Annotated in this window: 20 protein-coding genes and 1 pseudogene; 8 read left to right on the top strand and 13 right to left on the bottom strand. The window is 68.5% G+C overall.

The window, feature by feature from the left end:
- Positions 1-672 precede the first annotated feature (672 nt).
- Positions 673-759 (top strand): annotated as a pseudogene (locus tag ACGFZA_RS40810) (NAD(P)-dependent oxidoreductase); the annotation flags it as partial.
- Positions 760-973: 214 nt separating this feature from the next.
- Here the strand turns inward: ACGFZA_RS40810 and ACGFZA_RS40805 are convergent.
- Entirely contained in the window at positions 974-1,222 is a 249-nt protein-coding gene (locus ACGFZA_RS40805) for a zinc-binding dehydrogenase (RefSeq protein WP_393686024.1), read from the bottom strand.
- Entirely contained in the window at positions 1,150-1,917 is a 768-nt protein-coding gene (locus tag ACGFZA_RS40800) for an NADP-dependent oxidoreductase (RefSeq protein WP_393686022.1), read from the bottom strand. The genes ACGFZA_RS40805 and ACGFZA_RS40800 overlap by 73 nt, the downstream gene beginning before the upstream one ends.
- A 75-nt stretch (positions 1,918-1,992) precedes the next feature.
- On the opposite strand from ACGFZA_RS40800, the gene ACGFZA_RS40795 reads away from it, so the two are divergent.
- Positions 1,993-2,418 (top strand): winged helix-turn-helix transcriptional regulator, encoded by a 426-nt coding sequence (locus ACGFZA_RS40795; RefSeq protein ID WP_393686020.1) that lies wholly within the window; start codon positions 1,993-1,995, stop codon positions 2,416-2,418.
- Between the two features lie 248 nt (positions 2,419-2,666).
- Here the strand turns inward: ACGFZA_RS40795 and ACGFZA_RS40790 are convergent, their stop codons facing one another.
- Positions 2,667-3,056: a MerR family transcriptional regulator gene (locus ACGFZA_RS40790; RefSeq protein ID WP_393686018.1), complete on the bottom strand. Its 390-nt coding sequence runs from the start codon at positions 3,054-3,056 to the stop codon at positions 2,667-2,669.
- A gap of 79 nt (positions 3,057-3,135) precedes the next feature.
- Between ACGFZA_RS40790 and ACGFZA_RS40785 the strand changes: the two genes are divergently transcribed.
- Complete coding sequence (locus ACGFZA_RS40785) at positions 3,136-4,323, top strand: MFS transporter (RefSeq protein WP_393686016.1); 1,188 nt, start codon at positions 3,136-3,138, stop codon at positions 4,321-4,323.
- Positions 4,324-4,799: 476 nt separating this feature from the next.
- On the opposite strand, the gene ACGFZA_RS40780 is transcribed toward ACGFZA_RS40785, so the two are convergent.
- Together ACGFZA_RS40780 and ACGFZA_RS40775 are read right to left on the bottom strand one after the other, a co-directional pair.
- A complete protein-coding gene (locus tag ACGFZA_RS40780; protein ID WP_385286096.1) occupies positions 4,800-5,375 on the bottom strand; it encodes a transcriptional regulator in 576 nt (191 codons plus the stop codon).
- Positions 5,375-6,892 carry a helix-turn-helix domain-containing protein gene (locus ACGFZA_RS40775; protein ID WP_393686014.1) on the bottom strand — a complete coding sequence of 506 codons (1,518 nt, stop codon included), beginning with the start codon at positions 6,890-6,892 and terminating at the stop codon, positions 5,375-5,377. The genes ACGFZA_RS40780 and ACGFZA_RS40775 overlap by 1 nt, the downstream gene beginning before the upstream one ends.
- 223 nt (positions 6,893-7,115) lie before the next feature.
- Between ACGFZA_RS40775 and ACGFZA_RS40770 the strand changes: the two genes are divergently transcribed.
- Positions 7,116-9,785 (top strand): Helicase associated domain protein, encoded by a 2,670-nt coding sequence (locus ACGFZA_RS40770; protein ID WP_393686012.1) that lies wholly within the window; start codon positions 7,116-7,118, stop codon positions 9,783-9,785.
- A gap of 527 nt (positions 9,786-10,312) precedes the next feature.
- On the opposite strand, the gene ACGFZA_RS40765 is transcribed toward ACGFZA_RS40770, so the two are convergent.
- The 5 genes from ACGFZA_RS40765 to ACGFZA_RS40745 all read right to left on the bottom strand — a co-directional run bounded on the left by ACGFZA_RS40765 (position 10,313) and on the right by ACGFZA_RS40745 (position 15,772).
- Positions 10,313-10,552, bottom strand: coding sequence for a hypothetical protein (locus tag ACGFZA_RS40765; protein WP_385286090.1), 240 nt, complete (start codon positions 10,550-10,552; stop codon positions 10,313-10,315).
- Positions 10,553-11,107: 555 nt separating this feature from the next.
- Positions 11,108-12,298 (bottom strand): ParB/RepB/Spo0J family partition protein, encoded by a 1,191-nt coding sequence (locus tag ACGFZA_RS40760; protein ID WP_393686009.1) that lies wholly within the window; start codon positions 12,296-12,298, stop codon positions 11,108-11,110.
- A complete protein-coding gene (locus tag ACGFZA_RS40755; RefSeq protein WP_385286086.1) occupies positions 12,295-13,449 on the bottom strand; it encodes a ParA family protein in 1,155 nt (384 codons plus the stop codon). Before ACGFZA_RS40755 ends, ACGFZA_RS40760 begins: the two co-directional genes overlap by 4 nt.
- 295 nt (positions 13,450-13,744) lie before the next feature.
- Positions 13,745-14,578, bottom strand: coding sequence for an SDR family oxidoreductase (locus ACGFZA_RS40750; protein WP_393686006.1), 834 nt, complete (start codon positions 14,576-14,578; stop codon positions 13,745-13,747).
- A 219-nt stretch (positions 14,579-14,797) separates the two neighbouring features.
- The gene (locus tag ACGFZA_RS40745; RefSeq protein ID WP_393686004.1) at positions 14,798-15,772 is read right to left on the bottom strand and encodes a LysR family transcriptional regulator; all 975 of its coding nucleotides are present in this window, start codon (positions 15,770-15,772) and stop codon (positions 14,798-14,800) included.
- Positions 15,773-15,908: 136 nt separating this feature from the next.
- Here ACGFZA_RS40745 and ACGFZA_RS40740 point away from each other — a divergent pair, with 136 nt between their 5' ends.
- The 4 genes from ACGFZA_RS40740 (at position 15,909) to ACGFZA_RS40725 (ending at position 20,955) form a co-directional block, all read left to right on the top strand.
- The gene (locus ACGFZA_RS40740) at positions 15,909-17,153 is read left to right on the top strand and encodes an MFS transporter (protein WP_393686032.1); all 1,245 of its coding nucleotides are present in this window, start codon (positions 15,909-15,911) and stop codon (positions 17,151-17,153) included.
- Between the two features lie 644 nt (positions 17,154-17,797).
- On the top strand, positions 17,798-18,874 hold the full coding sequence (locus ACGFZA_RS40735) for a bifunctional DNA primase/polymerase (protein ID WP_393686002.1): 1,077 nt from the start codon (positions 17,798-17,800) through the stop codon (positions 18,872-18,874).
- On the top strand, positions 18,871-20,445 hold the full coding sequence (locus ACGFZA_RS40730; RefSeq protein ID WP_385286078.1) for a phage/plasmid primase, P4 family: 1,575 nt from the start codon (positions 18,871-18,873) through the stop codon (positions 20,443-20,445). The genes ACGFZA_RS40735 and ACGFZA_RS40730 overlap by 4 nt, the downstream gene beginning before the upstream one ends.
- A 126-nt stretch (positions 20,446-20,571) precedes the next feature.
- Positions 20,572-20,955, top strand: a complete 384-nt coding sequence (locus tag ACGFZA_RS40725) for a DUF6009 family protein (RefSeq protein ID WP_385286076.1) — start codon at positions 20,572-20,574, stop codon at positions 20,953-20,955.
- Between the two features lie 365 nt (positions 20,956-21,320).
- Here the strand turns inward: ACGFZA_RS40725 and ACGFZA_RS40720 are convergent, their stop codons facing one another.
- The 3 genes from ACGFZA_RS40720 to ACGFZA_RS40710 form a co-directional block, all read right to left on the bottom strand.
- A complete protein-coding gene (locus ACGFZA_RS40720) occupies positions 21,321-21,725 on the bottom strand; it encodes a DUF6009 family protein (protein WP_385286074.1) in 405 nt (134 codons plus the stop codon).
- Entirely contained in the window at positions 21,722-23,068 is a 1,347-nt protein-coding gene (locus tag ACGFZA_RS40715; RefSeq protein WP_393686030.1) for a phage/plasmid primase, P4 family, read from the bottom strand. The genes ACGFZA_RS40720 and ACGFZA_RS40715 overlap by 4 nt, the downstream gene beginning before the upstream one ends.
- A gap of 200 nt (positions 23,069-23,268) precedes the next feature.
- Positions 23,269-24,339, bottom strand: a complete 1,071-nt coding sequence (locus ACGFZA_RS40710; protein ID WP_385286070.1) for a bifunctional DNA primase/polymerase — start codon at positions 24,337-24,339, stop codon at positions 23,269-23,271.
- Positions 24,340-24,461: the final 122 nt, after the last annotated feature.

Genomic DNA, 24,461 nt, shown 5'->3' with positions numbered 1-24,461 from the left:
CGTCCTCCTCCGGAGGAACGACGCAAGACCCTACGGGTCGTCAAGACGACAAAACCCTACGGGTTTCAAACCCATTCCTCCGGAATGGGTTTAGAGAATTCCTCCGGAATTCCCGCACGTACCGGAATGTGGTGCGGGTGTGCTCGGCGGCTACGGGCCACGGTGGTGATGGGAAGTCAGGAGCCTTTGGATGCCTGCGCGCACGGCTCCGCAGTGCGCGCAGGCCGAGTCCGGAAAACACCTGCGGCATTATTCGACACATCGTCACAGACAGCTATGCGCCAACAAGAGGGGCGGGTGACTGGAGTGTGAACCGCGTGCCTCATTCTCGTCCGTAGCTAAGAACTGGACTCATCGGACATCACCTTGCATCACTAATAGTCCGGGGTAAAGAACGTTAATTTTGATGGTCCCCGCCGAATGCTCAGACGTACGGCACGTGTGGTGAACCAGCGAACCTGCGCAGTACTCAACCAACCTGCGCAAGCACGCCAGGAGCCAAAACACCACAGCCCAGACGGCTGGACCACCCCAACCCTGCGCAGATTCAGTGAGCTACCCAGCGAAATAACCGCTCATCCGAACTGTATAGAACAGGGTCAGGAGCATGGCCACCGCGCAGGTTCACCGATCCTCGTCAAGCAAGCAGACCGTCACCACGTACTCGGTGAGCGCCACGGCATCGGGCGGCTGCTCACCGTCAGCTCCAGCATCGTCGACCCGGACTGGCGGCCCACCGGCGCGCACTTCTTCAACCATGGTCCATGGAGGATTTCCGTTCCGGCCCCTCAGGTGAGACCAGTATTTCGGCCCAGTCCATCCGCGTGCGTTAACCGCGAACCTCCATCCAGTAGCGTCGCGCGAGTTCGTGACCCCCTGTTGTCGCTGTTTCCACGGCCATATCTACGGGGAGGCCAAGTGGTCCTCCAACCAGCAGCCACCGTCTGACCTGCGCAGAGGCGTGATTTTTCCGTCAAGGCACCAGCACCAGACGACCGCGCAGCCCACCCGCCTCCAGCCTGCGATGCGCCTCGGCGACCTTGTCCAGCGGCAGGACGTCGGCGACTCGAGGACGCAGCCCCGCAGCGACCAACTCGGCAAGACGGGGGCCGTTCGCGCGGATCCACACGTTGTCCACCCGGATGTCTCTCAGCGGCGTCGGCGCGTTGCCCAGCACGCTGACCAACGAACCCCCGCCGCGCACCGCGTCCAACGCCAGCATGCCCACAGACGCCGCGTCGACCGCGGCGTGCACGCCGCGTCGACCGCGGCGTGCACGCCGCCGGGCACCAGGTCGCGCACCGCGGCGGGCAGGTCCGCAGTCCGCGGCACGAAGAACTCCGCGCCGAGATCGTGCAGCAACTCCTCGTCGCCGACGCCCGCTACCGCAACCACGCGCACGCCGGCCAGCGCGGCAAGCTGCACTGTGTATCCGCCCACCGCCCCCGCCGCTCCGGTGACCAGCAACGTATCGCCGAGCTTGGCTCCAGTGATATCGAGTGCCTGAGCAGCGGTGAGCCCGCCCAAGGGCAGAGTCGCCGCAGCGACCAGGTCGGTGCCGGCCGGCATCGCAGCGACCGCGTCCACATCCAGCACCACGTGCTCAGCCTGCGTCTTTAGCGACAACGCCAGCCGGTCAGACAACCCGATCACTAAGTCGCCGAGTCGGAAGCCGACGACCTCGGGTCCAAGCGCCTCGACGGTGCCAGCGACATCCCAGCCGATGCCGATGACCTCCCGGTCAGGGAGCAGACCCGCCGCCGTGAGCGCGCCGGAGCGGGTCTGAATATCCACCGGATTGACAGCCGCGGCGGCGACCCGGATCCGGACCTGGCCGGAACCCGGTTCCGGCACCGGAACCTCCGCCACTTCAAGGACTTCCGGGCCACCGAAGGAACGTACGATCACAGCTTTCATGTCCGCGAACTTACGGGGTGTTACTCTCCAACAGGAAGTACGTACTTGGGAGTGCCTACCCGACCCGGGAGTGCCATGGTCACCCGCACCGCCCCCCAGCGCCGTGCCGACGAGCGCGCCGCCTACGACGCCTACCTCGCCACCTGCCCGGCCCGGCAGCTGCTGGACCGGATCAGCGATAAGTGGGTGAGCCTGGTGCTGAACGCGCTGGCCGACGGACCGCTGCGGTACCGCGACCTGAACCGGATCATTGCCGGGGTCAGCCAGAAGATGCTCACCCAGACGCTGCGTACCCTCGAACGAGACGGCCTGCTGACCCGCACGGTGACCCCTTCGGTGCCGGTCCGGGTGGACTACCAGCTCACCCCACTCGGCCGCAGCCTGCTGCCGGTGATGGCCTCGATCAAGGCATGGGCTGAGTGTCATATCGAGGAAGTCCAAAGTGCCCGTATGGACTACGACCGGGGCGTGGCTGCGGAGCCGCCAGTATCCAGTCCATGACGCCCACCTCACCCCGCCACGTCGACGCCATCGCCGTTGCAGGTCGTTCAGGGATCGTTGGTTGAGGTCGACTTGGCGGGCGAGCCTGTGAGCAAGCTGCCGAAGCCGCCCCGTGAGTTGACCACGACCCCACGGGTCCATCCCCCAGAACCAGGGCAACCCACCCTCGCGTTCCGCGATCCCAACCACTCCCGCCGATCACTTTCGATCTTGTTCCGGGAAAGAGTCCTGTGTGAGAGCTGATTCATTTACACGTCGAGTGAGGCCAGTGCCCGGCGAGTGACGTCGGCCGGGGCCGCAGCGATGACGTCATTGAGTGCGTCCATCGAGGTCTGAAGGTCGCTGATGACCCGAGCCATACGGTCGCGCTCCTGGTGAAGGTCGGCGAGCAAGTCCGAGCAGGTGGGGACGAGACGGTCGCCGGTGTCCCGCAGGCACGGCAGGACCGTGGTGATCGTAGAGGTGCCCAGGCCCGCGGCCAGCAGGCTGCGGATGCGGCGGACGGTGGCAACGTCCTCTTCGATGTATTCCCGGTATCCGCTGGGGCGCCGGGAAGGGTGGAGCAGACCCTGTTCTTCGTAGTAGCGCAGCAGGTGCACGGCCACGCCGGTCCGCCGGGACAGCTCACCGATGCGCACAACGACCTCCTGATGGTCGCGCGGGCTTTGCCCGTTCGACTTGACTCTCATATGGATATGAGACTTTAGCGTCTGCGGCATGAAGGTGAACAAGGGTTTCGCGACGCTCGCCGCGTTGTGCGCGAGCGTCTTTGTCGTGGGTACTTCGGAGTACCTGATCGCCGGGCTGCTGCCCCAGGTCGGCGCTGATCTTGACGTCTCCGTGGAAACTGCGGGACAAGCGGTGACCGCATACGCGCTCGGGGTCGTGATCGGAGGGCCACTCATGGCCCTGCTGACCTCGCGTCTGCCGCGCAAAGGACTCGCCATCGGCCTGATGCTGCTGTTCGCGGCGGGCAGCGCGATCAGCTTCGTGGCCCCGTCGTTCGGCCTGCTCCTGGTGGGCCGCGTGGTCTCCTCGCTCAGTCACGCTGTGTTCCTGGCCCTGGCGCTGGTGACGGCGGCCCGGGTGGTCCCGGCTGAGAGAACGGGCTCGGCCATCGCCGCCGTCGCCTCCGGATTCACCGGGGCCACGCTCCTCGGAGTACCCCTGGGGGCACTGCTCGGGCAGGGCGCCGGATGGCGGGCTCCGTTCGCCGTGCTGACCGTTCTGTCCCTGGTGGGCACCCTGCTGCTTGCCGCCGTACTGCCCCGGCAGAAGGCACCGTCCACGCGACTGCGTGACGAGATACGCGTAGTGGCACGTCGGCCGGTCATGCTCGCCATCGCCACCACCGCGGTGGGCTTCTCCGGGGTCGCCACAGTGTTCACCTACATCGCCCCGCTGCTGACCCGTGTCTCCGGCTTCTCCGCCACGGCGGTCTCCGGTCTGCTGTTCGCCTACGGCGCGGGCAGCTTCTTCGGCAACCTCACCGCCGGAAAGCTGACCGACAAGTCGATGAGCGCCACCGTACGCGGGGTATTCGGCGGGCTGACGGGAACGCTCTTGCTCGTCCCCTTCGCCGTGGTGTGGCAGCCCACCGCGGTGGCAGCGGTCCTGGTGCTCGGCCTGCTCGCCACCGCGACCATCGCCCCGCTGCAGGGACTGATCCTGCACCACGCGGGCGCCGCCCCCACGTTGGCGGTCTCCGTCAACGTGGGCGCCTTCAACCTCGGCGCCGCAGCCGGCTCGGTCATCGGCGGCGCGATCGTCGCCGCCGGCGCTCTGCGATGGACCGGCCTGGCAGGCGCGGTACTGAGTCTGATCGGTTTGGCCCTCGCCTCTCTCGTCCTGCCTCGGACACGGACGTCGGCGAAGGATGCCGACGAATCTCCGATCGCCGCCTGATTTCCGTCCACTCGCCTCGTAAAGGGGGTCGCCGTGGCGCGCGATCCAAATCGCTCGCCACGGCGGGCCCGAAGTCCTGTCCGTCCGGAAGGTCCCCGAGCCCACTCCAGCCCCCGGGAACCAGGTGATTGTCCGCGCGGCCGGTGCCGTGGGCGGCATCGCCGTCCAGCTCGCCCGCAACATCGGGGCCATACTCGACGCCTCGGTCTCCCGCCCCGAGCACCTCTACGCGGCCCGGGAACTCGGCGCCGAACACGTCTGGCACGCCCCGTCCGACCTCCCCCTCCGTACCTATACGGCAGCAGTACTGGACACCGCAGGTATCGACGTGGGCCCCGCCCTCGCGCCAGGGGGCGGTACGTCTCGGTCGCTGACCAGCCCCTGCCCGACATCCCAGGGGCCGCCAAGAGCTATGTCCGGGAAGACCGGGATCACCTCGCCCAGCGTCTCCAGGCCCGTTCGTACACGGCGGGTGGTCAGGCTGCCCAGCCGATGGAGGAGACGTGGGAGTATGCGTCCCAGTCGCTGCCGAGGCCGGTGATGATGTCGTCCCAGATGGCATCGAGTTCCTCGGTGTCGTCCTCGATCCAGGCGTCCACTGCTCGGTCCCAGACGCCACGGACGCTGACATTGCGGCTGGGCAGGTCCCGTTGGTGTTTGCGGTCGACGCTTGACTGGTCGACGGGGTTGATCTCGATGCGGGTGCCGCGGCCGTTGTTGTTGAGGCGGTGTTTGAGGTCGGTGGCGACGTTGCGGCGGCGCAGGTCCCAGTAGGCGGTGTCGAGGCGGGCGAGGTTGGCCTTGTTAGGAGTCTGTTCTTCGGCGAGCCAGGCCATGAGGGTGCGGGGGGATACGTGGATGCCCGCGCGGTCCATGGCTTCGTAGCCGGCGTCGGTCTTGGTGAGGTAGCGCAGGCGGGCGGCAAGTCCTCGTTCGCTGTCGACCGGTGATGAGATACCGGTGACCATGTGCTCGATGGCTGCGCCGAGGGCATCGGCTCCCGGTACGCCTCGGGCGTTGTACAGCCCGAGGTGCATCCAGCGGCCGGCCATCAGCGGGTCGCCTTTCCGACGGTGTACTCACCGGAAGTCTTGGCATCGCTGTGTTTGATCTTCATCTCGGACACCCCGCGGCCTTCGGTGAAGACCTGGCGCCAGTTGCCGGTGACGTGAAGCTCGTCGGTGCCCATCATGCTGATGATGTCGAGACCCGCCTGGTGAGCCTTGTAGGCCTTGCCCCAGAGGTTGGCGTATGCCTGGCTGTGGATGATGTGCATCCAGTCCGGTCGGACCATCTCACGGTTGTGGATCGACTCCCCCATCGTGGAGATGAACTTGGAGTACATCGCCTTGATGTACTCCAAAGTGACGGTGTCGTCCTCGGCGAGCGCGGTCTCGCGTGCGGCTGTGAGGGTTTTACGCAGGGCGTCGAGGAAGTTCTCCGTCGCACCGGACGTCCAGGATTCGTGGACGACGGGTGCTTCGGCAAGGCCGTACTTGGGGCCGGAGAGCCGCTGCAGGAGGCGCAGCGTGGCGTTGGTGACCCACAGGGCGCCCGGCTCGTCACGGTCGCCGATGGGGTCGGGCAGGTGCGGATGGAGCCAGCGGGCGGGGGTGATCAGGTGGACGCCCGAGCGCTTCGGGTCGATGCCGTCGGTGCCGGTGCTGTGCTCGAGTTTGCCGATCGGGAGCCAGCACTTGAGGGCGGACAAATAGGCCGCGTTGACGTCCAGGGCTGTGACCTTGATGTCGCCGGGGGCTCGGAGTGAGTAGTCGGGGTGGCGGAAGTTGGGGCGGGCCTCCCAGATCTGGTCCGGCTCCTTCTTCGAGGGTTTCTTCAGGATGTCCGGCAGCGCCGGGTACGCCGTGAACTGGTAGCGAGCGGTGGCACGCGTCTCGTCGAACAGGCGCATCACGTCGTTGATGGCGCGCTTGACGAGGGCGTTGAGCGCGATGTCGACGTCGCCTGCGGCGTTCGCCAGTTCTTCGTGGACGGCACGGCCGATGAGCCCGGTGGTCTCGTCCTGGGCGCGGGCGGCCGAGCGGGCACGGCGCTGCGGCCGCGTCGGGACGGGTGCCGGAGTCGGCGAGGCAGGAGACGGTGTCGGTGCCGGGGTGCTGGGCGTCGTGGTGGCGGGCCGGCACATGGCTCCGACATGGAGCGGGTGGCCCTCGATGGACTGGTGGGTGGTGATGACGCCGCAGCGGATACAGGGGCCGGGCGCGCCTTCGACGGCCAGTCCGTCGGGTCCACGGAGGGTTTCGAGCGAGAAGGTGAACTCCTCTACCAGGGCCGGTGCCGGGGTGGGTGCGGAGGGTGCCGGCGTGGGGTAGATCTCGGCGAGGCCCTTGAGCAGACGCAGGTACTTCAGGCGGCCGGGCGGCGTTGGTTCCGAGGATCCGGCTTCCCAGTTGGCGACCGTAGTGCGTCCGACGCCAACGGCGGCGGCCACCTGAGCGCGTGACAGGTTTGCCGCCTGACGCAGTCGCAGGCGTTCGGCGGCGGGCGGCATCCAGGCGGTGAGGCGGGCTTCCTCCAGGAGCGCTTCCACGCTGGCTTCTTCACTCATGCGCCCATCCTACAGCGATTTGACTCATTCTGGTGGTAAATTGGACAGTGATTGGACGAATGTTGGCGATTGAGTGTGGGGGCACTTGTACCTTCAGGTGAGGAAGGCAGGCCGCCGTCCACGGGACATGCGTGTCAGCCGGTACCGGATCGTGGAGCGGTTCACTGGTGCTCTTCCGGCAGCATCCAATCCTGTTGGCCTTGGGGAGTGAGGAGTGGCGAAGTTGAGTGGAATTTCCCTTCGGTCGCATCAGGTTGAGGCCGTCGACTCGATTGTCCGAGGGCTTTCCCTCCCCGCATCGGGGTTCGTTCCTGCCCGGGGCCGACGCGGACAGGTCCGGATGGCGACCGGTTCAGGCAAGACAATCACCGCCGGGGTGGCCGCCCTGCGGATGGTTCCGCAGGGCCTGGTCGGGGTCCTCGTGCCAACGCTGGAACTGCTGACGCAGACGGTCGAGGCGTGGCGGGCGGTAGGACACAAGGGTCCGGCGGTCGCGGTGTGCAGCCTGGGCTCCGATCCGTTGCTGGAAGCGCTCGACGTACGGTGCACGACCAATCCCACCCAGCTTGCACTGTGGGCCGGAAACGGTCCGATGGTGGTGTTCGCCACGTACGCCAGCCTCTCGCCGCAAGGTCTGGAGGACGACCAGGGCGATGCCGACAGCGCTGTGGCGCCGGGCGTCCTGGAGCGGGCGATGCGCGGGTCGTTCGGTCAGAGGATGGGGCCGTTCGACCTTTTGGTCATCGATGAGGCCCACCGGACATCGGGTGATCTCGGGAAGGCCTGGGCGGCCGTGCACGACCAGGAGCGGATCCCGTCGGTGCGACGCCTGTACATGACGGCGACACCGCGCCTGTGGGAGGCCTCACCTGCCCGCGGTATGTCGACGGACGCGCCGAACGCCGCAGAAGCGGTCGGCGGGCGCCTGGTGGCCTCGATGGACGATGTCGAGCTGTACGGGCCCGTGCTGTACGAGTTCGGCCTGATGGAGAGTGTCGAGCGCGGCGTCCTGGCCCGTTTCGAGATCGACGTGCTGGAGATCCAGGACCCTGACGGCACGGGAGCGGGCACGTCGGCGGAGGAACAGCGGGGCCGGCGCCTGGCGGCGCTGCAGGCGGCGCTCCTCAAGCACGCGGACACCACTGGTGTCCGGTCGTTCATGACGTTCCACTCGCGCACCTTGGACGCGATGGCGTTCGCCCGCGCCCTCCCGGAGACCGCCGCCGAGCTGCACGGGACGGACCCGATCGCCTATCCGAAGCGGGTGGGCGCGGAATGGCTGTGCGGTGAGCATCCGGCCGCACACCGTCGGCAAGTCCTGGACCGGTTCGCCGACGGCTTGGACGCGGATGGCTGGGTCACCGACCTCGGTGTGCTGAGCAGTTGCCGGGTACTCGGCGAAGGCGTCGACATCCGCGGGAAGCGGGGTGTCGGCGGCGTCGTCTTCGCCGACACTCGCAGCTCACCCGTGGAGATCGTGCAGATCACGGGCCGGGGGCTCCGTCAGGAACCGGGCGAGGGCAAGGTCGCGCGGCTGATCGTGCCCGTCTTCCTCGGCCCTGGTGAGAGCCCGGAAGACATGATGGCCTCCGCTAGTTACCGCCCCCTTGTCGCCGTACTTCAAGGGCTCAGAGCACACGACGAACGGGTCATCGAACGGATGATCCTCAGGACCACCACCGCCCGTGGGCAGGCCGGCCATGTGGTCGGACTGGATCCGCTCCACGAGAACGCCGACGCGGCCCCCGAGGACGAGGAAGGTCGAACGGCTACGCCGGTGGCTGGCGAGGACGAGGGCCCCAGCGAGGTCCCCGGTTCCGAAGGAGCCGAAGAACCCGCCGCCGGTAGCGGCCCTGTCGCTGCTCCCGGGGCCGCTTCGCCGCCGAGCGTGGAGTCAGTGCCGCTGCTGCGGTTCTCCCGGCCCCGGAACCCCGATGTCATCGCCGCCTTCCTGCGTACCCGCGTCCTGCGCCCCGACTCCGAGATCTGGCTGACCGGTCTCAACGCCCTGCGCCGCTGGGTGGACGAACACGGCAACGCGGACGTCCCCCTCGACGCGACCGCTCCGCAGAGCGGCGACCGAGCGGACGAGAAGACCTACGCGCTGGGATCCTGGGTCAGCGAGCAGCGACGCGCCTTCCGTCTCGGAACGCTGAAGGCCTGGCGCACCGATCTCCTGAACGAACTCGGCATGACCTGGTCGGTCGCGGACGCCCGGTTCTTCAAGAACCTGTCCGCGGCCCGCGCCTACCACGCGGCCCACGGCACGCTCGCCGCGCCGAAGGGCGCCTCGATCCAGGGGGTGGCCGTCGGTCAGTGGCTCGCCAATCTCCGTAAGACCGGCGGCCTGGGCGGGGACGTGGAGCGGGCGGTCGAGCGACGTGCCGCGCTGGAAGCGATCGATCCCGACTGGGATCCGCAGTGGCCTGTCGACTGGCAACGCCATTACGCCGCAGCCCTCGAACTCCTCGCCGAGGAGAACGGGCTCACCGAGGTGCTGCCCGGTGTCACCGTCCACGGCGTCGATGTCGGCAGCTGGCTCAGCCGGCAACGCGATCCCGCCGTGTGGCACAACCTCACACCCGAGCAGCGCGAGCGCCTTGAGCACGTTGGTATCCACCCCCACCCCGCCGCGAGCTCGGACGCTACTTCGGCCAGGAGCACCATCACCGCCTTCGAGCGGGGTCTGCAAGCCCTGGCCCAGTGGGTCCAGCGTGAAGGCCCGGACAGGCCGGTCCCCCGCGCGCACCTCGAAGAGATCCTCATCGACGGCCAGCCCGAGCCGACGCCCGTCAAGCTCGGGGTGTGGGTATCCAATACTCGGGCGCGGCGCGACAAGCTCTCGGCGGAACGGCGCACCGCTCTCACCGAACTCGGTGTGCGCTGGGCCTGACACGGGTGGCGTGCAGGGCCCGGCCTGGCGGCGCGGGCATCCCCGTCGGAGGCGTCATCGCCGTTACGCCGTGGGGAAGAGCGCGTGGCGAGCACCTCTCCATGGTCCGTACGGCCGCGCGCGATGTTGTACGCGTACAACATCGCGCGCGGGCCTCCCCCGGACGGTGAATGTTGTACGCGTACAACATTCGGGGAGAGCTCCCCCGGGCCGTGAATGTTGTACGCGTACAACATCGGGAGGCCCGTCCGACGCTTCGCAGGCGGAAGGCATAGCCCTTCAGCGGACGGGTGCCGCATCGCTGTGCCGGGTTGGTGGTTGGGCGGTTGGGATGTGCGGTGCCATCCGCTTCCGGCCGGTGGGTGTGGTGGCCTCGGCCGATGCAATCCCAGTCCGTGGGGCGAAGACACCGGCCGCGACGTGGTCCAGCGCTTCAGGGATCGGCCTGGCTTGCCCGGTCGGAGACGACCCTCTTTGGGCGTCAACCGGGTCACCTGCTGGGCGGACGAGTGCGAATGGCAGCCTGATCAGTGGCTGACGTTCAAGGCCGCGTACTCCGCGATTCCCAGTTCGGACAGCACGCCCCGGAGCCGCTCCAGGGCCGTCGATGCGTCCAAGTTCCCCGTGATTTCAAGGTCAAGATGGCATCGGCCCATGCCGCTGCCCGCACCCGTGACCTCGCCGTCGTACTCGAACGCCGTTTCCAACGCCTCCTCGACCTCGTCACGGTCGATCGGCAGTCCCACGAAGACGATCTCCACGAACACCGCGGTCCTCCTTCTCGGGGTGTGGATGTCACTGTCCTTGACGAGGCAGCGTCGCTCCCCGTTCGCGTGCCGGCTCGTCGCGGGCTCTCCCGATGTTGTACGCGTACAACATCGGGAGAGCCCGCCCCGCGTCGTGAATGTTGTACGCGTACAACATCGGGGAGGCCTCCCCCGGGCCGTGCGCCACTACGCAGCACTGAATCGGCTGCCCAGGTCGGTGCGCGCGGGCAGTCGCGGTCGTGCGCACCGCGTGCCTGCGCTTCAGGCCGGTGTGTTTTCACGCCGCGGTGCGAGGGCGCACTTCATCATCTGGGGCCTCTGCGCCGTCGACCGACTTGGCGGCGCCATTGGGGGATGCGATCGCGCCCGTGCGCTGAACCGGCGCCGCGAGTCGCTCACGGGCCTGCGGCCGCGTGCGGCCGGGGTGGTGACGGTTGGCCACTTCAGGATGTCGGTGGTCACCCCTGCGGCAAGGCCCTCGCTGCTTCGTTGCGGGGGAGCGGATGTTGTACGCGTACAACATCCGCTCCCCCGCGCGCGTGAGTCAGAGCTCGTCTATTTGTTGTCCGCCCGCTCCAGCAGCAGTCCCGCAAGCTTCTTCAGCTCCTCCGCGGGCATGTGATCGGCCAGAGCATCGGCGACCTGCTCCACGTGGCCGAGCTCGATGACCGCCCGTTCTGCCGGCACGGCGGGGTGCCGTGCTGCGCTTTGTGTGGGGACCGGGGTCGTCGGTCGAGCGGCTGCTTTCGCTGCCTCCGGTGTGGGGGAGTGCCCGGTATCCGGGGTTTCGGGAACGGCAGGAGCGGCAGGAGCGGACTGTGCTGCGGGCGCCGTCTCGCGCGCCGGCGTAGCCGGGGCTGCCGGAGAGTCAGCCGCCGGGCCGGTGGGTTCCTGGCCTTCCGGGCCGGGGGAGGGGCGGTCGGGTTGCGCCGGTTCCACGGTGTTCTGCGTGCGGCCCCTTGCCTCTGCGAGGAGGGCACGTTCGGCCTCCCGCTCAGCGGACCGTGCTGCCTTCTCGTCCTTCAGGACGTGCAGCAGCTCAGCGGCGGTCATCAGGCCCTGGTGGTCTTTCAGGTGCCGGACGAGAAGGCGTCCGTCTCGTTCCGGAAGGTCGCCGGAACTGAGCATCCGCTGGATCTCTTCGGGCAGCTCGAGCAGGGACAGTTGGTGCGTGACCCAGGACCGGTCCTTGCCCAGGTTCTCTGCCGCCCGGGTGCGAGCTCCACGCACTGATTCTTCGGCACAGACCTCGACGAGTTCGTTGATGCCGCGGGCTCGTTCGATGATGTCGAAGTCTGCGCGGTCCAGGTTCTCCTTGAGGAGATGGTTTATGAACGTCTCGCGAGAGGCTGCCAGTTCGTCACGGACGACGAAGTCCAGGGCGTCCAGGCCGACCTGAGAGGCGCTGCGATAGCGGCGTTCACCGTTGACGAGGATGTGCCCGGCCTCGCCGATGCGGTCCTCGTGGTCCGGCCACAGGTTCAGATAGACGTCGCGGGAGACGGCCACGCAGGCGGCAAGCTGTGCCGCTCGCAGTTCCTCACCGAAGCGGGTCAGTTCTTCCTTGGTGCCGAAGTTGCGCCGCGGGTTGAGGGGGGTGGGTGCCACCTCGTTGAGGCGCAGGCGGACGAGTTCGTACGCCGGCAGGTCGCCTTGGGTGACGGCCTTCGCTCGGCCGCGTGCGCTGCGGCCGCGGGGGACGTTTCCGAAGGAAGCGCCTGTTCCGAGGCGGTCGGCGGCCTTCATCCGTTCACCGCCATCGCGATGGTGCGCAGGACCTCGGACTGTTCGCAGTCGGGGGCCGACGTGAGCAGTGGCTGCTTGAGGCGGGCTGCTTCGCGCTGTTCCTTGCGCTCGGGAATCACGCCCAGAACGGGCGGGTCCCCGATGGCCTTCCAGCTGTCGAGGGAGGAGGTGGCGATGTATCCCTTACGGCTGTCGTACATGTTGACGATGAAGCCGATCTTGCTGATCTCTACGTCGAGGTCGGCCGTCAGGTCTTCGATCTGGTCGAAGAGCATGTCGTAGGCGTCCGCGGAGGAGTCTTCGGCCAGGACGGGGATCACGACGCCCGAGGCTTCGGGTTCCTCACCGTCGCGGGTGCGCCCGTAATACAGGGCGGTGTCCATGGAGTAGCCGAGACTGGGCGGGCAGTCGATGACGATGTAGTCGAACTCGCTCTCCAGTGGCTCGAGCGCCTTCTCCAGAGCGGTCTCCTTGATGCGCACGTGCCGGGTGGTTGCCAGCTTGGCGTCGAGCAGAAACGCGTCCTTGCAGCCGGGCAGCAGGAACAGGCGGCCGCCGAAGCTTCCCTCCTCTATCGGGACGAGCAGCTCGCGGAGCTTGCCCTTCCCTTCACCCAGCATGTGCTTGGCGAGACTCGGGTTGTCGATGGCGAGCATCGGGTAGCCGAGCTGCTTCGTCAGGTGGCACTGAGGGTCGAAGTCGATGAGCAGGACGCGCTGTCCGGCTTCGGCGAGTGCCTCGGCGATGCCGGCGGACGTCGCGGTCTTGCCGACTCCGCCCTTCTGATTGCCGAAGATCAGGCGTCGGGCGCCGGTTGTGCGGGGGACGCGGCGGGGGGAGGGGTTGCTGTCGAGCCAGAGCCGGATCGACTGGGCGATGCCTTGGTTGAAGGCGATACCGCGGTCCTTGCAGACGTCCTTGAACTGGCCGTACAGCCCGTTGGGAAGGTAGGTGGCGAACGAGGTTCCGCCGGAGGTGTCGACCTGCGGGCGCGGGGAATCCCCGGTTCTCCAGGCGTGGACACCTTCGGTGACGGCGTCCTTGATGTCCACGCCCAACTCGGCTGCGCGGACCTTGAGTTCTTGGCGTAGGGCTGCCGGCAGCTTCGCAACTACCTTTTCCCGATCATCGGGACTGTAAGGGACGGTCATGCGGGTACCTTACTCACCTCGTAGTCGATGGCAAGGCAACACCCCGCAGCGGGTGAGGGCGATCCGTCCGGCCGCGCCCCATGCCAACGCTCCCGTACTCACTGGGCGATCTGCCTCCTGCTCGCGCTGAACTTCCTGCTGACCCGGGGACGGGAGTGGGGGAGTTGCGCAGTGGGGGAGTGCCACAGGCGGCCGTGATCGGTGTGCCGGCGCCGCGGGCCCGGAGGGGATCCGTAGGAGGCACCGAGCGTCTGGAGACACAGCCCGGCCGGGTCCCTGTCCCCGGCCGGGCAGCTCAGCGGAAGGCGTGGACGTTCTCGGTCACCCATTGCTGAAACGTCCTGGCCGGAGTGCCGGTGATCCGGGACACCGTGTCACGCACCTTGAGCAGCTCGTCGTTGACGTCTCCACCCGTCAGGTCCAGCACCGCGTCAGCGGCTTCGTCGCCCAGGAAGTCGGCCATCTCCCGGTGGGCTTCCGCCCGGCTGATCCCGGCGAACGGCACCTGGCGCCCCAGCGCCGTGGCGACGGCCCCGACCTGCTGCCGGGGCGTGACCCTCTCCGGACCGGTCAGCGCGTACGTGCGCTCGTGGTGGCCGGATTGGGTCAGGGCCGCTCCAGCTACCGAGGCGATGTCCGCGGGGTGGATCGTGGGGAGACCGATGTCCGCATAGGGCACGCGGAGCGTTTCGTGCCTGCGAATCGCTCCTGACCACCACAGCGCGTTCGAGGCGAACTGCGTCGGCCGCAGGATCGTCCACGCCATGCCGCTGTCCTGCAGGAGCTGCTCGACAGCCAGGTTCTCGTGGGCGGGGCCCAGGTGCGGGTGGGTCTGGACGGTGATGGAGGAGACCAGCACGACGTGTTCCACGCCTGCCTGCCGGGCCGCCTCGATGATCTCGGCGTCCGATCCCAGGCGTGATACGAGAAAGAGCGAGCGGGCTCCCCGCATGGCGGGCTTCAGCGTGGCTGTCTCGGCGAAGTCACCGACTACGGCCTCGACTCCTTCCGCAAACGCGGCCCGTGCGGTGTCGCGGGTGAGTCCCCTCAGCGGTCCGGCGCCGAGCGCCTGGAGCTCCTTCAACAGCGCGCTTCCGATATTTCCGGTGGCTCCGGTCACGAGGATCATGAGGTCGTCTCCTGTGGTCAGGCGGTGATCAACACGCGTGACGTTAGGACCTCAACCAAACTTAAGGTCAAGGGCGTTGGCGAGCGCACGTGATCGCCGGCCCCGACGCGCCCGAAGGTACGCGACGATCGTGCGCCGGGCGTGCCCGGTTCGCGCGGCACGCCCGCTGCTACGGCGTACGAGAGGGCTGACGATCGACCGTGGCTGCCCCGGAGCTGCTCAACGCTGTGTCCACGCAGGCGTCCATGCAGGCGTCCAGACAGACTTCCTGACCTCGCTGCCGGGGCGGTCGGGGAAGTCGGGACGGTCGGGCTGTGCGGAGCCGAGGTAGGCGCGGAGTGTGGACAGGGCCGGGTGAGGGCTGTCGCGGCGCCAGATCAGCGAGTGCGGATAGACGGGCGTCGGGTCGGTCACCGGGATGCGGCGCAGGCCGTGGCCGGCGGGCCAGATGAGGCGGGTGTGCTCGCCCATGAACGTGGCCAGGGCGGGGGTGTCGGCAATGGTGTCGAGGAGAGCGTCGGAGCCGAAGTTGGGGCCGGTCGCCTCGATGGTGAGGCCGGCCTCGTCGACGAGGTCGTCGTAGTAGGCCGCCCACTCGGTGCCGGGGACGAGGCCGGGCATCCAGATCCGGTGCCCGGCGAGCTGGGCGAGCGGCACCGACCGGGCGTCCGCCAGCACATGGGCGGGGCCGGTGAGGAACTGGAGGGGCTCGTCGAGCACCCGGGCGGACTCGATGTCCTCGGGGAGGGGCCGGCCCGGCACGCCGACGGCGCGGAAGGACGCGTCGATCGCACCGGACCGGACGGCGGCGACGGCCGCCTCGATGTCGAACAGCATCAGCACGTCGAGCTCGATGTCGGGGTGTGCGCGGTGAAAGCCTCGCATCAGCCCCGCCTGTGCGCTGCGTGAAGCGATCACGTCGACGCGCAGCGGACGGCGGCCGGGCCGCACGGATGCGACGGCTCTCTCGGCAACGCGCAGCAGTTCGCGCGCCTGGGGCAGGAACGCCTGCCCGTCGATGGTGAGCTCGGCGCCGCGCGCCGTACGGGTGAACAGCCGCACACCGAGGTTCTTCTCCAGTACGGCGATGCGCTTGGAGACGGCTTGCTGGGTGAGGGCCAGATCGGCAGCGGCTTCCTGGAACTGGCCGGCGTCCGCGACGGCAACGAAGGTACGTACGGCTTCGAGATCCATGCCGGACCACGTTAGGGCACAACGTGTGGTTGTGGACGGTCGGCAAGCCGGTTGTTTGACCTGCTGCGGTGCTGCTCGTTTAGCTCTCATCGGTCAACGTCTGGTTGTTCGGGTGGGAGTCAGGGGCGTGCTGAACGTGAAGGGCAGGAGACCGCTCGGCCGGCGGTTCGGCTGGCTGTGGACCGCGTACGCGGTGAGTGCCTACGGGTCGGGGCTGGGGTTCGGCGCATTGCCGCTGATCGCTGTCCTGGCCCTGGACGCCAGTCCCGCCGAGGTGTCCGCGCTGTCGGCGGTGGGGCCTGCGGTGGGCGCGCTCATCGCGCTGCCGCTTGCGCCGTGGGTGGAGTTCCGGCGCAAGCGCCCGGTCATGATCGCGATGGATCTGACCCGGTTCGCGGCCATGGTGACGATCCCGGTCGCCTATGCCTTCGGATTGCTCGGTTTCGTCCAGATGCTCGTGGTCTCGGCCGTGGTCGCCTCAGCCCGGATCGCCTTCAACGCGTCCAGTGGCGCCTACCTCAAGGCTCTTGTCCGGCCGGATGACCTGCTGGTGGCCAACGCCCGGTTCGAGTCCACGAACTGGAGCTCCATCGCGGTCGGGCCACCGCTGGGCGGAGCGGCGATCGGTCTGTTCGGGCCGGTCGTCACCGTGGTGGCCGACGCGCTGAGCTATCTGCTGTCCGCCCTGTGCCTCACCGCTATCGGAGACGGGGAGGAAGCCCCGCAGAGGCCGGTGCCGCGCCCTGCCGGGGCGGGGGCGTTGCTCGACGGCTGGCGGCACATCCTGACGCATCCCGTCCTACGCGCGCTGTACCTCAACAACATGCTCGTCGGCGGTCTGATCATGGCCACCGAACCGCTGCTGGCCGTGCTCCTCCTACGCCAACTCGGTTTCCCGGCCTGGCAGTACGGCCTCGCCTTCGCGGTTCCCTGTCTCGGCGGGCTCATCGGCTCCCGGCTGGCCGGCCCTGTCGTAGCCCGTTACGGCCGGCACCGGGTGTTCCGGACCATCGGCACCCTGCGCGCCGTCTGGCTGATCGGTCTGGCCTTCGTCCGCCCGGGCATCGTCGGCCTGGTCACCGTGATGGCCGTCGAGCTGGCGATCATCATCAACATGAGCCTGTACACCCCGGTACTCGCTACGTACCGGCTCGAACACACCCCCAGGCATCTCGTCGCCCGCACTCTGTCTGCCTGGTCGATCGGCCAGCAGGTGTCCATCGCCGTCCTCACCGCGCTCGCCGGGCTGCTTGCCGACGCCACCAGCCCCCGCACAGCCCTCACGGCCGCGGGGTTGCTCATCCTGGCCACCCCGCTCCTGCTGCCCCGGGAGGACCTGATGGCGGCACACGAGCCGGAGCCGTCCCGCAGTCACTCATGAGGCGGCCGATAAACCTCATGTTCTAGGGCGAAAAGATCTTTCCGGGCAGGGACTGAACGGTGGGGCCCTTTTCGGTCCCTCTTCAGTCCCTCTTGAGAAAGTGCAGGTCAGAGGGCATATGGCGAAGCTTCGAGGGACTGAAGGGACTGAGAGGTCGCAGTTATCAGCGCTTCAGGAATACGTACCCTTTGTTTCGCGCGTGCACATACACACACACGCATGTAAGAGGGAACAGGGAAGTTCGGTCCCTTCAGTCCCTTCGGTCCCTCGTTTTGAGCAGTCACAAGCTTCTGACCTGCGCTTTTCCCAAAGGGACTGAAGAGGGACCGAAAGGGGCCCCACCGTTCAGTCCCTCCCGCGCGAGCCAGGCCCGACAGTGGCCCGACAGCAGCGACACGCCCGGCCGCCAGGCTCCTGGCATCCCGCGCCACCCGGCCGGACAAGCCCAACTTCCCAGGTGACAAAGGGACTGAAGGGACCAAGTCCGAAAACAGCCACACCTGCGCGCAAGCGCCTCCTGTAGGCTCTGTCGCAATTGAAAAACTCAGTCCCTTCGGTCCCTTATCCCACAGCAAGGACGCTGTGACCTGCATGTTTACCTGAGGGGCTGAGCATGTTGTTGGCCTTCGGCAAGGACGATCAGGGTGCCGCGTCACAGTGAGACCAGTGGGCCCCGCAGTGCGGGAACCACGAGTCCTTACGCTGTTGCGCGCTGGTGTGCCGGGAACGGCTGGCCCGTCCACCCTCTGGCAGCCGGCCGCAAGACCCCCGCCGGGAACTGCCCGCTGTGCCGCGAGGAACAGCACCAGCCGCGGGAATGCCCGTGCCACGCCGCAGGCAGGTGGTGTCACGGCTTCCACGCAGCGACTACGGACCCGGACCTTCTGGAAGCATGGTGGGGAAAGCACCCGCACCTGGGAGTCGGAGTGTCCTGCGGCCCGGCAGGCCTCGTCGTTCTCGACATCGACGCCCACAGTGCCGAAGTGCCCGACCGGAGCCGGCTGCTCCCCGGCATCGTGATTCACGAGAGCGTCAATCTCACAGGGCTCGCCTCCGGGTTCGACACGCTCGCTCTGCTGGCCGCGCTGCGCGGCCAGCAGAGCCCGGTGGACGACCACGGCACCCTTCGGGTACGTACCCCTTCAGGGGGACTGCACGTCTGGTACCGGACGCCGCCCGAAGGGCCGCGCTACCGGTCCTCCGTGGGTTCCAGCCCCAAAGCAGCCCTGGCCTGGCAGGTCGATGTCCGCTCCACCGGCGGCTACATCGTCACCCCGGCCACCCGCACGCCCGCCGGGACCTACACAGCGGTCGGCCCGGCCCGGCTCCCCGCGGTCCTCCCCGACTGGCTCGCGGCAGAACTCCGGCGCACGGGGCACCCGGTGCGCCAGGAATCCGTCCCGGTCCCGTCACCACGGCCCCGTTCACGACGACCGGCCGGGCAACGCGCCCACCAGCTTCTGGAAACGCTGCTGGCACAGGTGGAAGCATGCGCAGCAGCAACGGAGGGAACCGCCTTCACCGAAAAGCTCAACCGCGCCGCCTACACCGCAGGAGGCCTGATCGCCACCGGCCACCTCACCGAAACGCAGGCCCGCGACCTGCTGACCACAGCTGCTGACGCAGCACGACCCCACCGCAGCCGGCACAGCCTCTCCGTCATCGCCTCTGCCCTGTCCGCCGGCGCGAGCCGGCCGCTTCACCTCAAAGGACGCCCATGAGCAGCGCCGACAGCCCACGCTTCGACGCCACTGCCGCAGCGCAGCAGATGCTCGATCTCGAAGTCCGGGCAGAAGCCGAGGCAGGCCAGCCGAGCCTGCCCGCCCAGCAGACCGCCTCAGTCGTCTGTGAACAGCCTTCGCAGTCGGGCCGGCTGCCCGCCCTGCTCACGGACCGCGGCAACGCCAAGCTGTTCGCGGTGATGTTCGGTGATCAGTTCCGACACGTGGAGGGCCTGGGCTGGTACCACTGGGACCAGTACCGCTGGAAGCGCACGGGCGGTGAGAAGGCGGCGGTCTGGGCAGCCGGCGACCTTGCCGAGCAGATGCCCGCGAACGATCCCACCGGTCAGTTCACCGACCGGGAACTCGCCTCCCACCGCAGGCGCTCCATGTCGACCCCCGGGATCAAGGCCATGCTCACCCAGGCCAAGGCGTCCCCGGCCCTCGCCCTGGACCCGGACGTCCTGGACGGTGATCCCTATGTCCTATGCACTCCCGCGGGTGTCGTCGATCTTCACACCGGAGACCTCCACAAGCCCGACCCCGAGACGGACATGCACTCCCGGGCGACCAGCGTCGCCCCCGAGGCGATTCCCACTCCCCGCTGGCACCGCTTCCTCCACGACACCTTCGGTGACGACGCCAAGGGCGAGGAGACCATCCACTTCCTCCACCTGCTGCTCGGCTACTCCGTCACCGGAGACGTCGGCGCGCAGGTCCTGCCCTTCCTCTACGGCACCGGCGCCAACGGCAAGTCCGTCCTGCTGGACGTCATGACGCAGATCCTCGGCGACTACGCCCAGGCCGCCCCACCCGGCTTCCTCATGGAGAAGGGCAAGTTCTCCGAGCACTCCACCGAGCTGACCGAGCTGCACGGCCGCCGGATCGTCGTGTGCTCGGAACTCAAGCCGAACGACAAGTTCGACGAATCCCGGGTCAAGCTGCTGACCGGTGGCGACCGCATCATGGCCCGTCGCATGCGGCAGGACTTCTTCAGCTTCAACCCCACCCACAAGCTGTGGCTGCTGGGTAACCACCGCCCGGAAGTCGGGACCGGTGGCCACGCCTTCTGGCGACGGATCCGGCTGATCCCCTTCGAACGCGTCGTTCCGGCGATGCGCAAGATCGACAACCTGGCCAAGGAACTCGTACAGAGCGAAGGACCCGGCATCCTGCAGTGGCTCATCGAAGGGGCCAAGCTCTATCTCGCCACCCGCGACCCCCTGACCGGCCCCGCCACGGTCCGCACCGCCACCGAGGCCTACGCCACCACCGAGGACCACATCGGCCGCTTCCTCGCCGAATGCTGCACCACAGGGGCTCACGAGCGCGGCTCAGACCGTTCCCCGGGCGATCTCCGTGTCGAGCAGGGCCTGCTGTACGCCACCTACAGCAGCTGGTGCAGCGCCGGCGAAGGCATCCGGCCCGCCACGGCCCGCGCCTTCGCGACCCGCGTCCGCCAGGAACTCTCCCTCGCCTCGCCTGCCGACATGATGAAATCCAGCGGCAAGAAGTACTACCCGGGCCTCGGGCTCCTCTCCGACGACGAACCCAGGGCCGACCATGCCTGAGCCATCCGGCGGCTGCCCGCGCGCGGCCGGCGCCTATCCTGGACACGGTGCCCCCACCCGGGAACGTGCTCATCACACCCACTGCGGCCCGCAATCGGCCGACGACATCGAAAAGGGGCTGCGGTCATGAGTTCGCTGCTGAACGAGAGCGACCTCCGCCATGAGAACGCCGTGGTGTGGCTGGAGAACCCCGAAGAGCTCGACTACGTGCGCCAGGCCCTCGACAAGACGCCGCGGCGCCGCGGCAAACCCCGCTACGAACGGGACGGCCGCATGGTCGGCTACACCGAACTCGACGCCGAAGCCGAAGCCGATCCCGACAGCGGGCTCCAGCGCCGCCGTGTCTTCTTCCTCCTTCCGCACGACCGCGACGCGAAGCCTGACGGTCCGTACCACGAAGGCGCGCCCGGCGAGGCCGTGGACCCGCGCACCATCGAGCCCTGCCGTGTGGGGGACAAGACGCCCCGTTCCCAGCGCGGCCCCGCTGCGGGGATAGCGGCGACTCAGTGACCAAGAGGGTCTGAGTCCGGGCGTTCAGGGACTGGCGGCGGAGCGGAAATCGCTGAGCCGCTTCCTGATAACGCCTGGTCAGACTGCTTACCGGTACAGGAAAAGCGACTGAAGCGACTCAAGGTACGCATCTGTGACGCATCCGAGGCCGAGAGCGTAGGAGCCTGTAGTGCGAAGCTGAGTCGCTTCAGTCCCTGTCTGGCGGCCCGTACCTCTTTGACCTGCGGTTTCGTTCAGTTCCGGGCCAGCGATCAAAGAGACCGGAGCAGAGTCTCAAGGGTTTCGGTCGCTCGGGACACCAGCGACCGGGACAGAGAAGAAGGGGCCCGCGCGGGAGAACTCCGCACGGGCCCCTCAGGGGGCGATCAGGCCTTGGGCAGGGTGATGCCCAGTTCACGCATGGCGTCGGACGCGGGACCGCCTTCGGACCGTTCCGTCTTGTAGCCCTTCACTCCAGGGCTCACGGTGCGGGGGTCGACGGCCTCGGACGGGGCGCCGCTGCTGTAGAGCCCGTCGGGCTGCTGGTCGCGGTCGTGGGGGGCGAGCCAGAAGACCCGGCGGACGTAGGTGCCGGATGCGCGTGAGGGCCGGGCGCCGGGGCTGAGTGTGGCGTACCCGACGAGGCGCCCGGCCCGGTGATAGGGAGGCCGGCGGGTGCGGCCCGCGATGCGGTCGAGGGCCTGCCGTACGTAACCCAGAGAGCTGGTGTCCTCCAGCCACACGAGGTCGTGCTCGTGGGTGAGGTCCTCGGGGTCGATCAGGGCGCTCACGCACGCTCCTCGGTGTTGTCGGCGAGCAGGGCGATACCTGGGTAGTACTTTCTGGAGTTCGAGGTGGCCATCTCCTTGGGCGAACTGATGCCGATGACCTCGCGGACACGGGCGGCGAAGGCGCGTGAGGAGACCGGTGAGGCGCCCTCGCTCTCGCACCAGCGGGTGTAGGCGAGGTGCACCGTCTTCTGTTCGGCGCGCGCACCGGGCCGGACCTTGCAGGACTCGGCGAGGAAGCGCCCGAGGTGGTCCTCGGTCTCCGCGTACGCCGTCGTGGCCACCCGCACTCTCTCCGGCCCGGTGAGATCCTTGTCGCCGCCCAGGTAGCGGCGGGCCCCGGTGATCAGCCACGCCAGGATGCCGGGCCCCTCCTCGGTGACGAGGATGTCGGCGAGGTTGTCGACCTTGCGGATGTCGGGGACGACACGCTCGAAGGGCACCAGGCGCATCCGGCGCCAGAACGCGAAGCCGCCGGTGCCGACCTCGGGTCTGTGGTTGCCCAGCAGGAAGAGCTTGTGGGTGGGGACGAAGGAGAAGAAGTCCTGGCGCATCCGTCGGGCCTTGATGATGTCGCCGCCGGTGAGCAGCTTGACGCGGGCCTCGTCGAAGCGGTCGCCCGCCTTGAGTTCGGAGCAGACGATGACCCGGCGGCCGTGCAGCTCGGTGAGGTCCGTGGGGTGGCTCTCGAAGGGCTTGGCCATCAGGAATCCGGGCGGGGCCGCGTCGGCGTAGTCGCCCAGCAGTTTGACGAGCACGTCGAGCAGGACGCTCTTGCCGTTCTTGCCCATGCCGTAGAGGAACGCCAGGATCTGCGCGCCGACGTCTCCGGTGATGGCGTAGCCGAGCAGCAGATGCAGGAAGGAGATCATCTCCCTTCCCTCGGCGTCCGATCCGAAGGTGTCGGTCAGGAAGCGGTCCCAGCGGGGGGTGGGCATCTGCTGGGGCGAGACCGACGTGGCGCGTGAGTGGAATCCGGCGAGCGGGTCGGGCGGGCCGAGCGCCCCGGTGCGCAGGTCGACGACTCCGCCGGGTGTGCACAGGGCGTACGGGTCGGCGTCCAGGCGGGAGGCGTCCAGCAGCATGCCTTCGGCGGACTTGGCCTGGGTGAGCATGGACTTGATGCCAGGGGTCGACATGGCGCGGCGGCGCTCACGGCGCAGTTCCACGGTGTTGTACTCGCCGGTGGGGTCGGTGGTGGCCAGCGACTCGGCCATGTCGCCGGCGCTCCAGACGACTGTGTCGTGCTCGTCCGGCTCCCAGCGGTAGCCGGTCCACTTGTACCAGCCCAGGCCGTTGACGTGCCGGTAGTCCCGCGCGTATAGGTGGGCGAAGGTCTTCGCCATGCCCCGGTCGGTGAGGGAGTCGGGCAGCAGTCCGGAATCCGTCGTCCGGAACGGCCCGGCGGGCCTGCCGCGCAGGGGCGCGTCCGCGGCCCCGGCGCGTGGGTGCGGTGCGGTGGGCGCGCGTGACCAGGGCGTCTGGTCCTGCGGTGTCCTGGCCAGGATCTGCAGTGCTGTCGTGGCCGGGTCGAAGACGGCAGAACTCACGAGCGTCCTCCCGGGTAGAGGGGGCGTCGGGTGCCTGCGTCGAGTCCATTGCGCACGATGGTGGCCGCGCGGGTGTGCCGGCCGGGCCGGACATGTTCCGCGACGGCCAGCAGCGTGTCGTGTGCGGTGTGGTGGGAAAGGTGGCCCGCGGCCACCAGGCCGCCCAGGGTGAACGCCGCACGGTTGAGCTTGGCGGTGAAACCCGCACCCTGTTCGACGGCCGAGCAGGTGGCGACATCCGCCAGGACGCTTTCCAGCACACGCGCCGCGGCGGTGCGTCCGCCGCCTGCCGCGGCGACCGCCTGGCGGGCGCGGGACGGCGGGGTCCGGTGGGAAGGGGCCGTGGGCGCGGGCGTGTTCAGGTGGCCGGTGCGGGTGAGCTCGCCGGCCAGCCAGGCGGGCAGGGGGGCGGGCGTCCGGCAGTCGCCCACGGGTGTGTAGGTGCCGGCCGTCGTGGTGGTGCCCGGAGCGACGATGTATCCGCCCGTCGCACGTACGTCGACCTGCCAGGCCAGTGCCCGGCCGCGCCCCGAACCCGTCGAGCACAGCCAGTTCCGGCCGGCTCCTGCGCGGTACCACACGTGCATGCCGCCCGAGGGGGTACGGACCCGTAAGGTCGCCGGATCGGCTGCGGGGTCGGGCTCCCGGCGGAGTGCCGCCAGCAGGGCGAGGGAGTGGAAGCCGTTCTCCAGACCGGTCAGGTCCACGCCGTCGTGCACGGGGATTCCCGGCAGGAGCCGTCCACGCTCCGGGAGCGGGACGGCATGGGCGTCGATGTCGATCACGACGAGACCCGCCGGCCCGCAGGAGACCCCGACACCCGACCGCTGGTCATGGCCCCATCGGGCGCTGATCCGGCCGGGGTCCGTGGTCGCGGCGTGGAACCCGTGACACCACCGGCCGGCCGGGATGCAGGGGCAGCCGAGGTGTACGTGTCCGGGCTCGGCGCACGCGGGGCAGTTCCGTACGGGAGTCTTGCGGCCCGCGGCGAGCGGGTGCACCGGCCAGCCGGCCGCCGCACACCACCGCGCGATGGCCAGCATGTCCGGACGGAACGTGGAGTGCACGATGATGACGCCTTCTGACGATTCGGATGGGGAGTGCTGCCGCGGGTACGAGCCGCTGCCGGGGGAGGTGCGGTGGGGAGCCCTCCCACGGGAGCGGCGGCGTCTTGAGCGACTCCGGGTGC

Origin of the sequence: Streptomyces sp. NPDC048211 (assembly GCF_043202315.1) — a bacterium.
Classification (GTDB): domain Bacteria; phylum Actinomycetota; class Actinomycetes; order Streptomycetales; family Streptomycetaceae; genus Streptomyces.
This window is presented reverse-complemented; position numbering and strand designations above follow the sequence as displayed.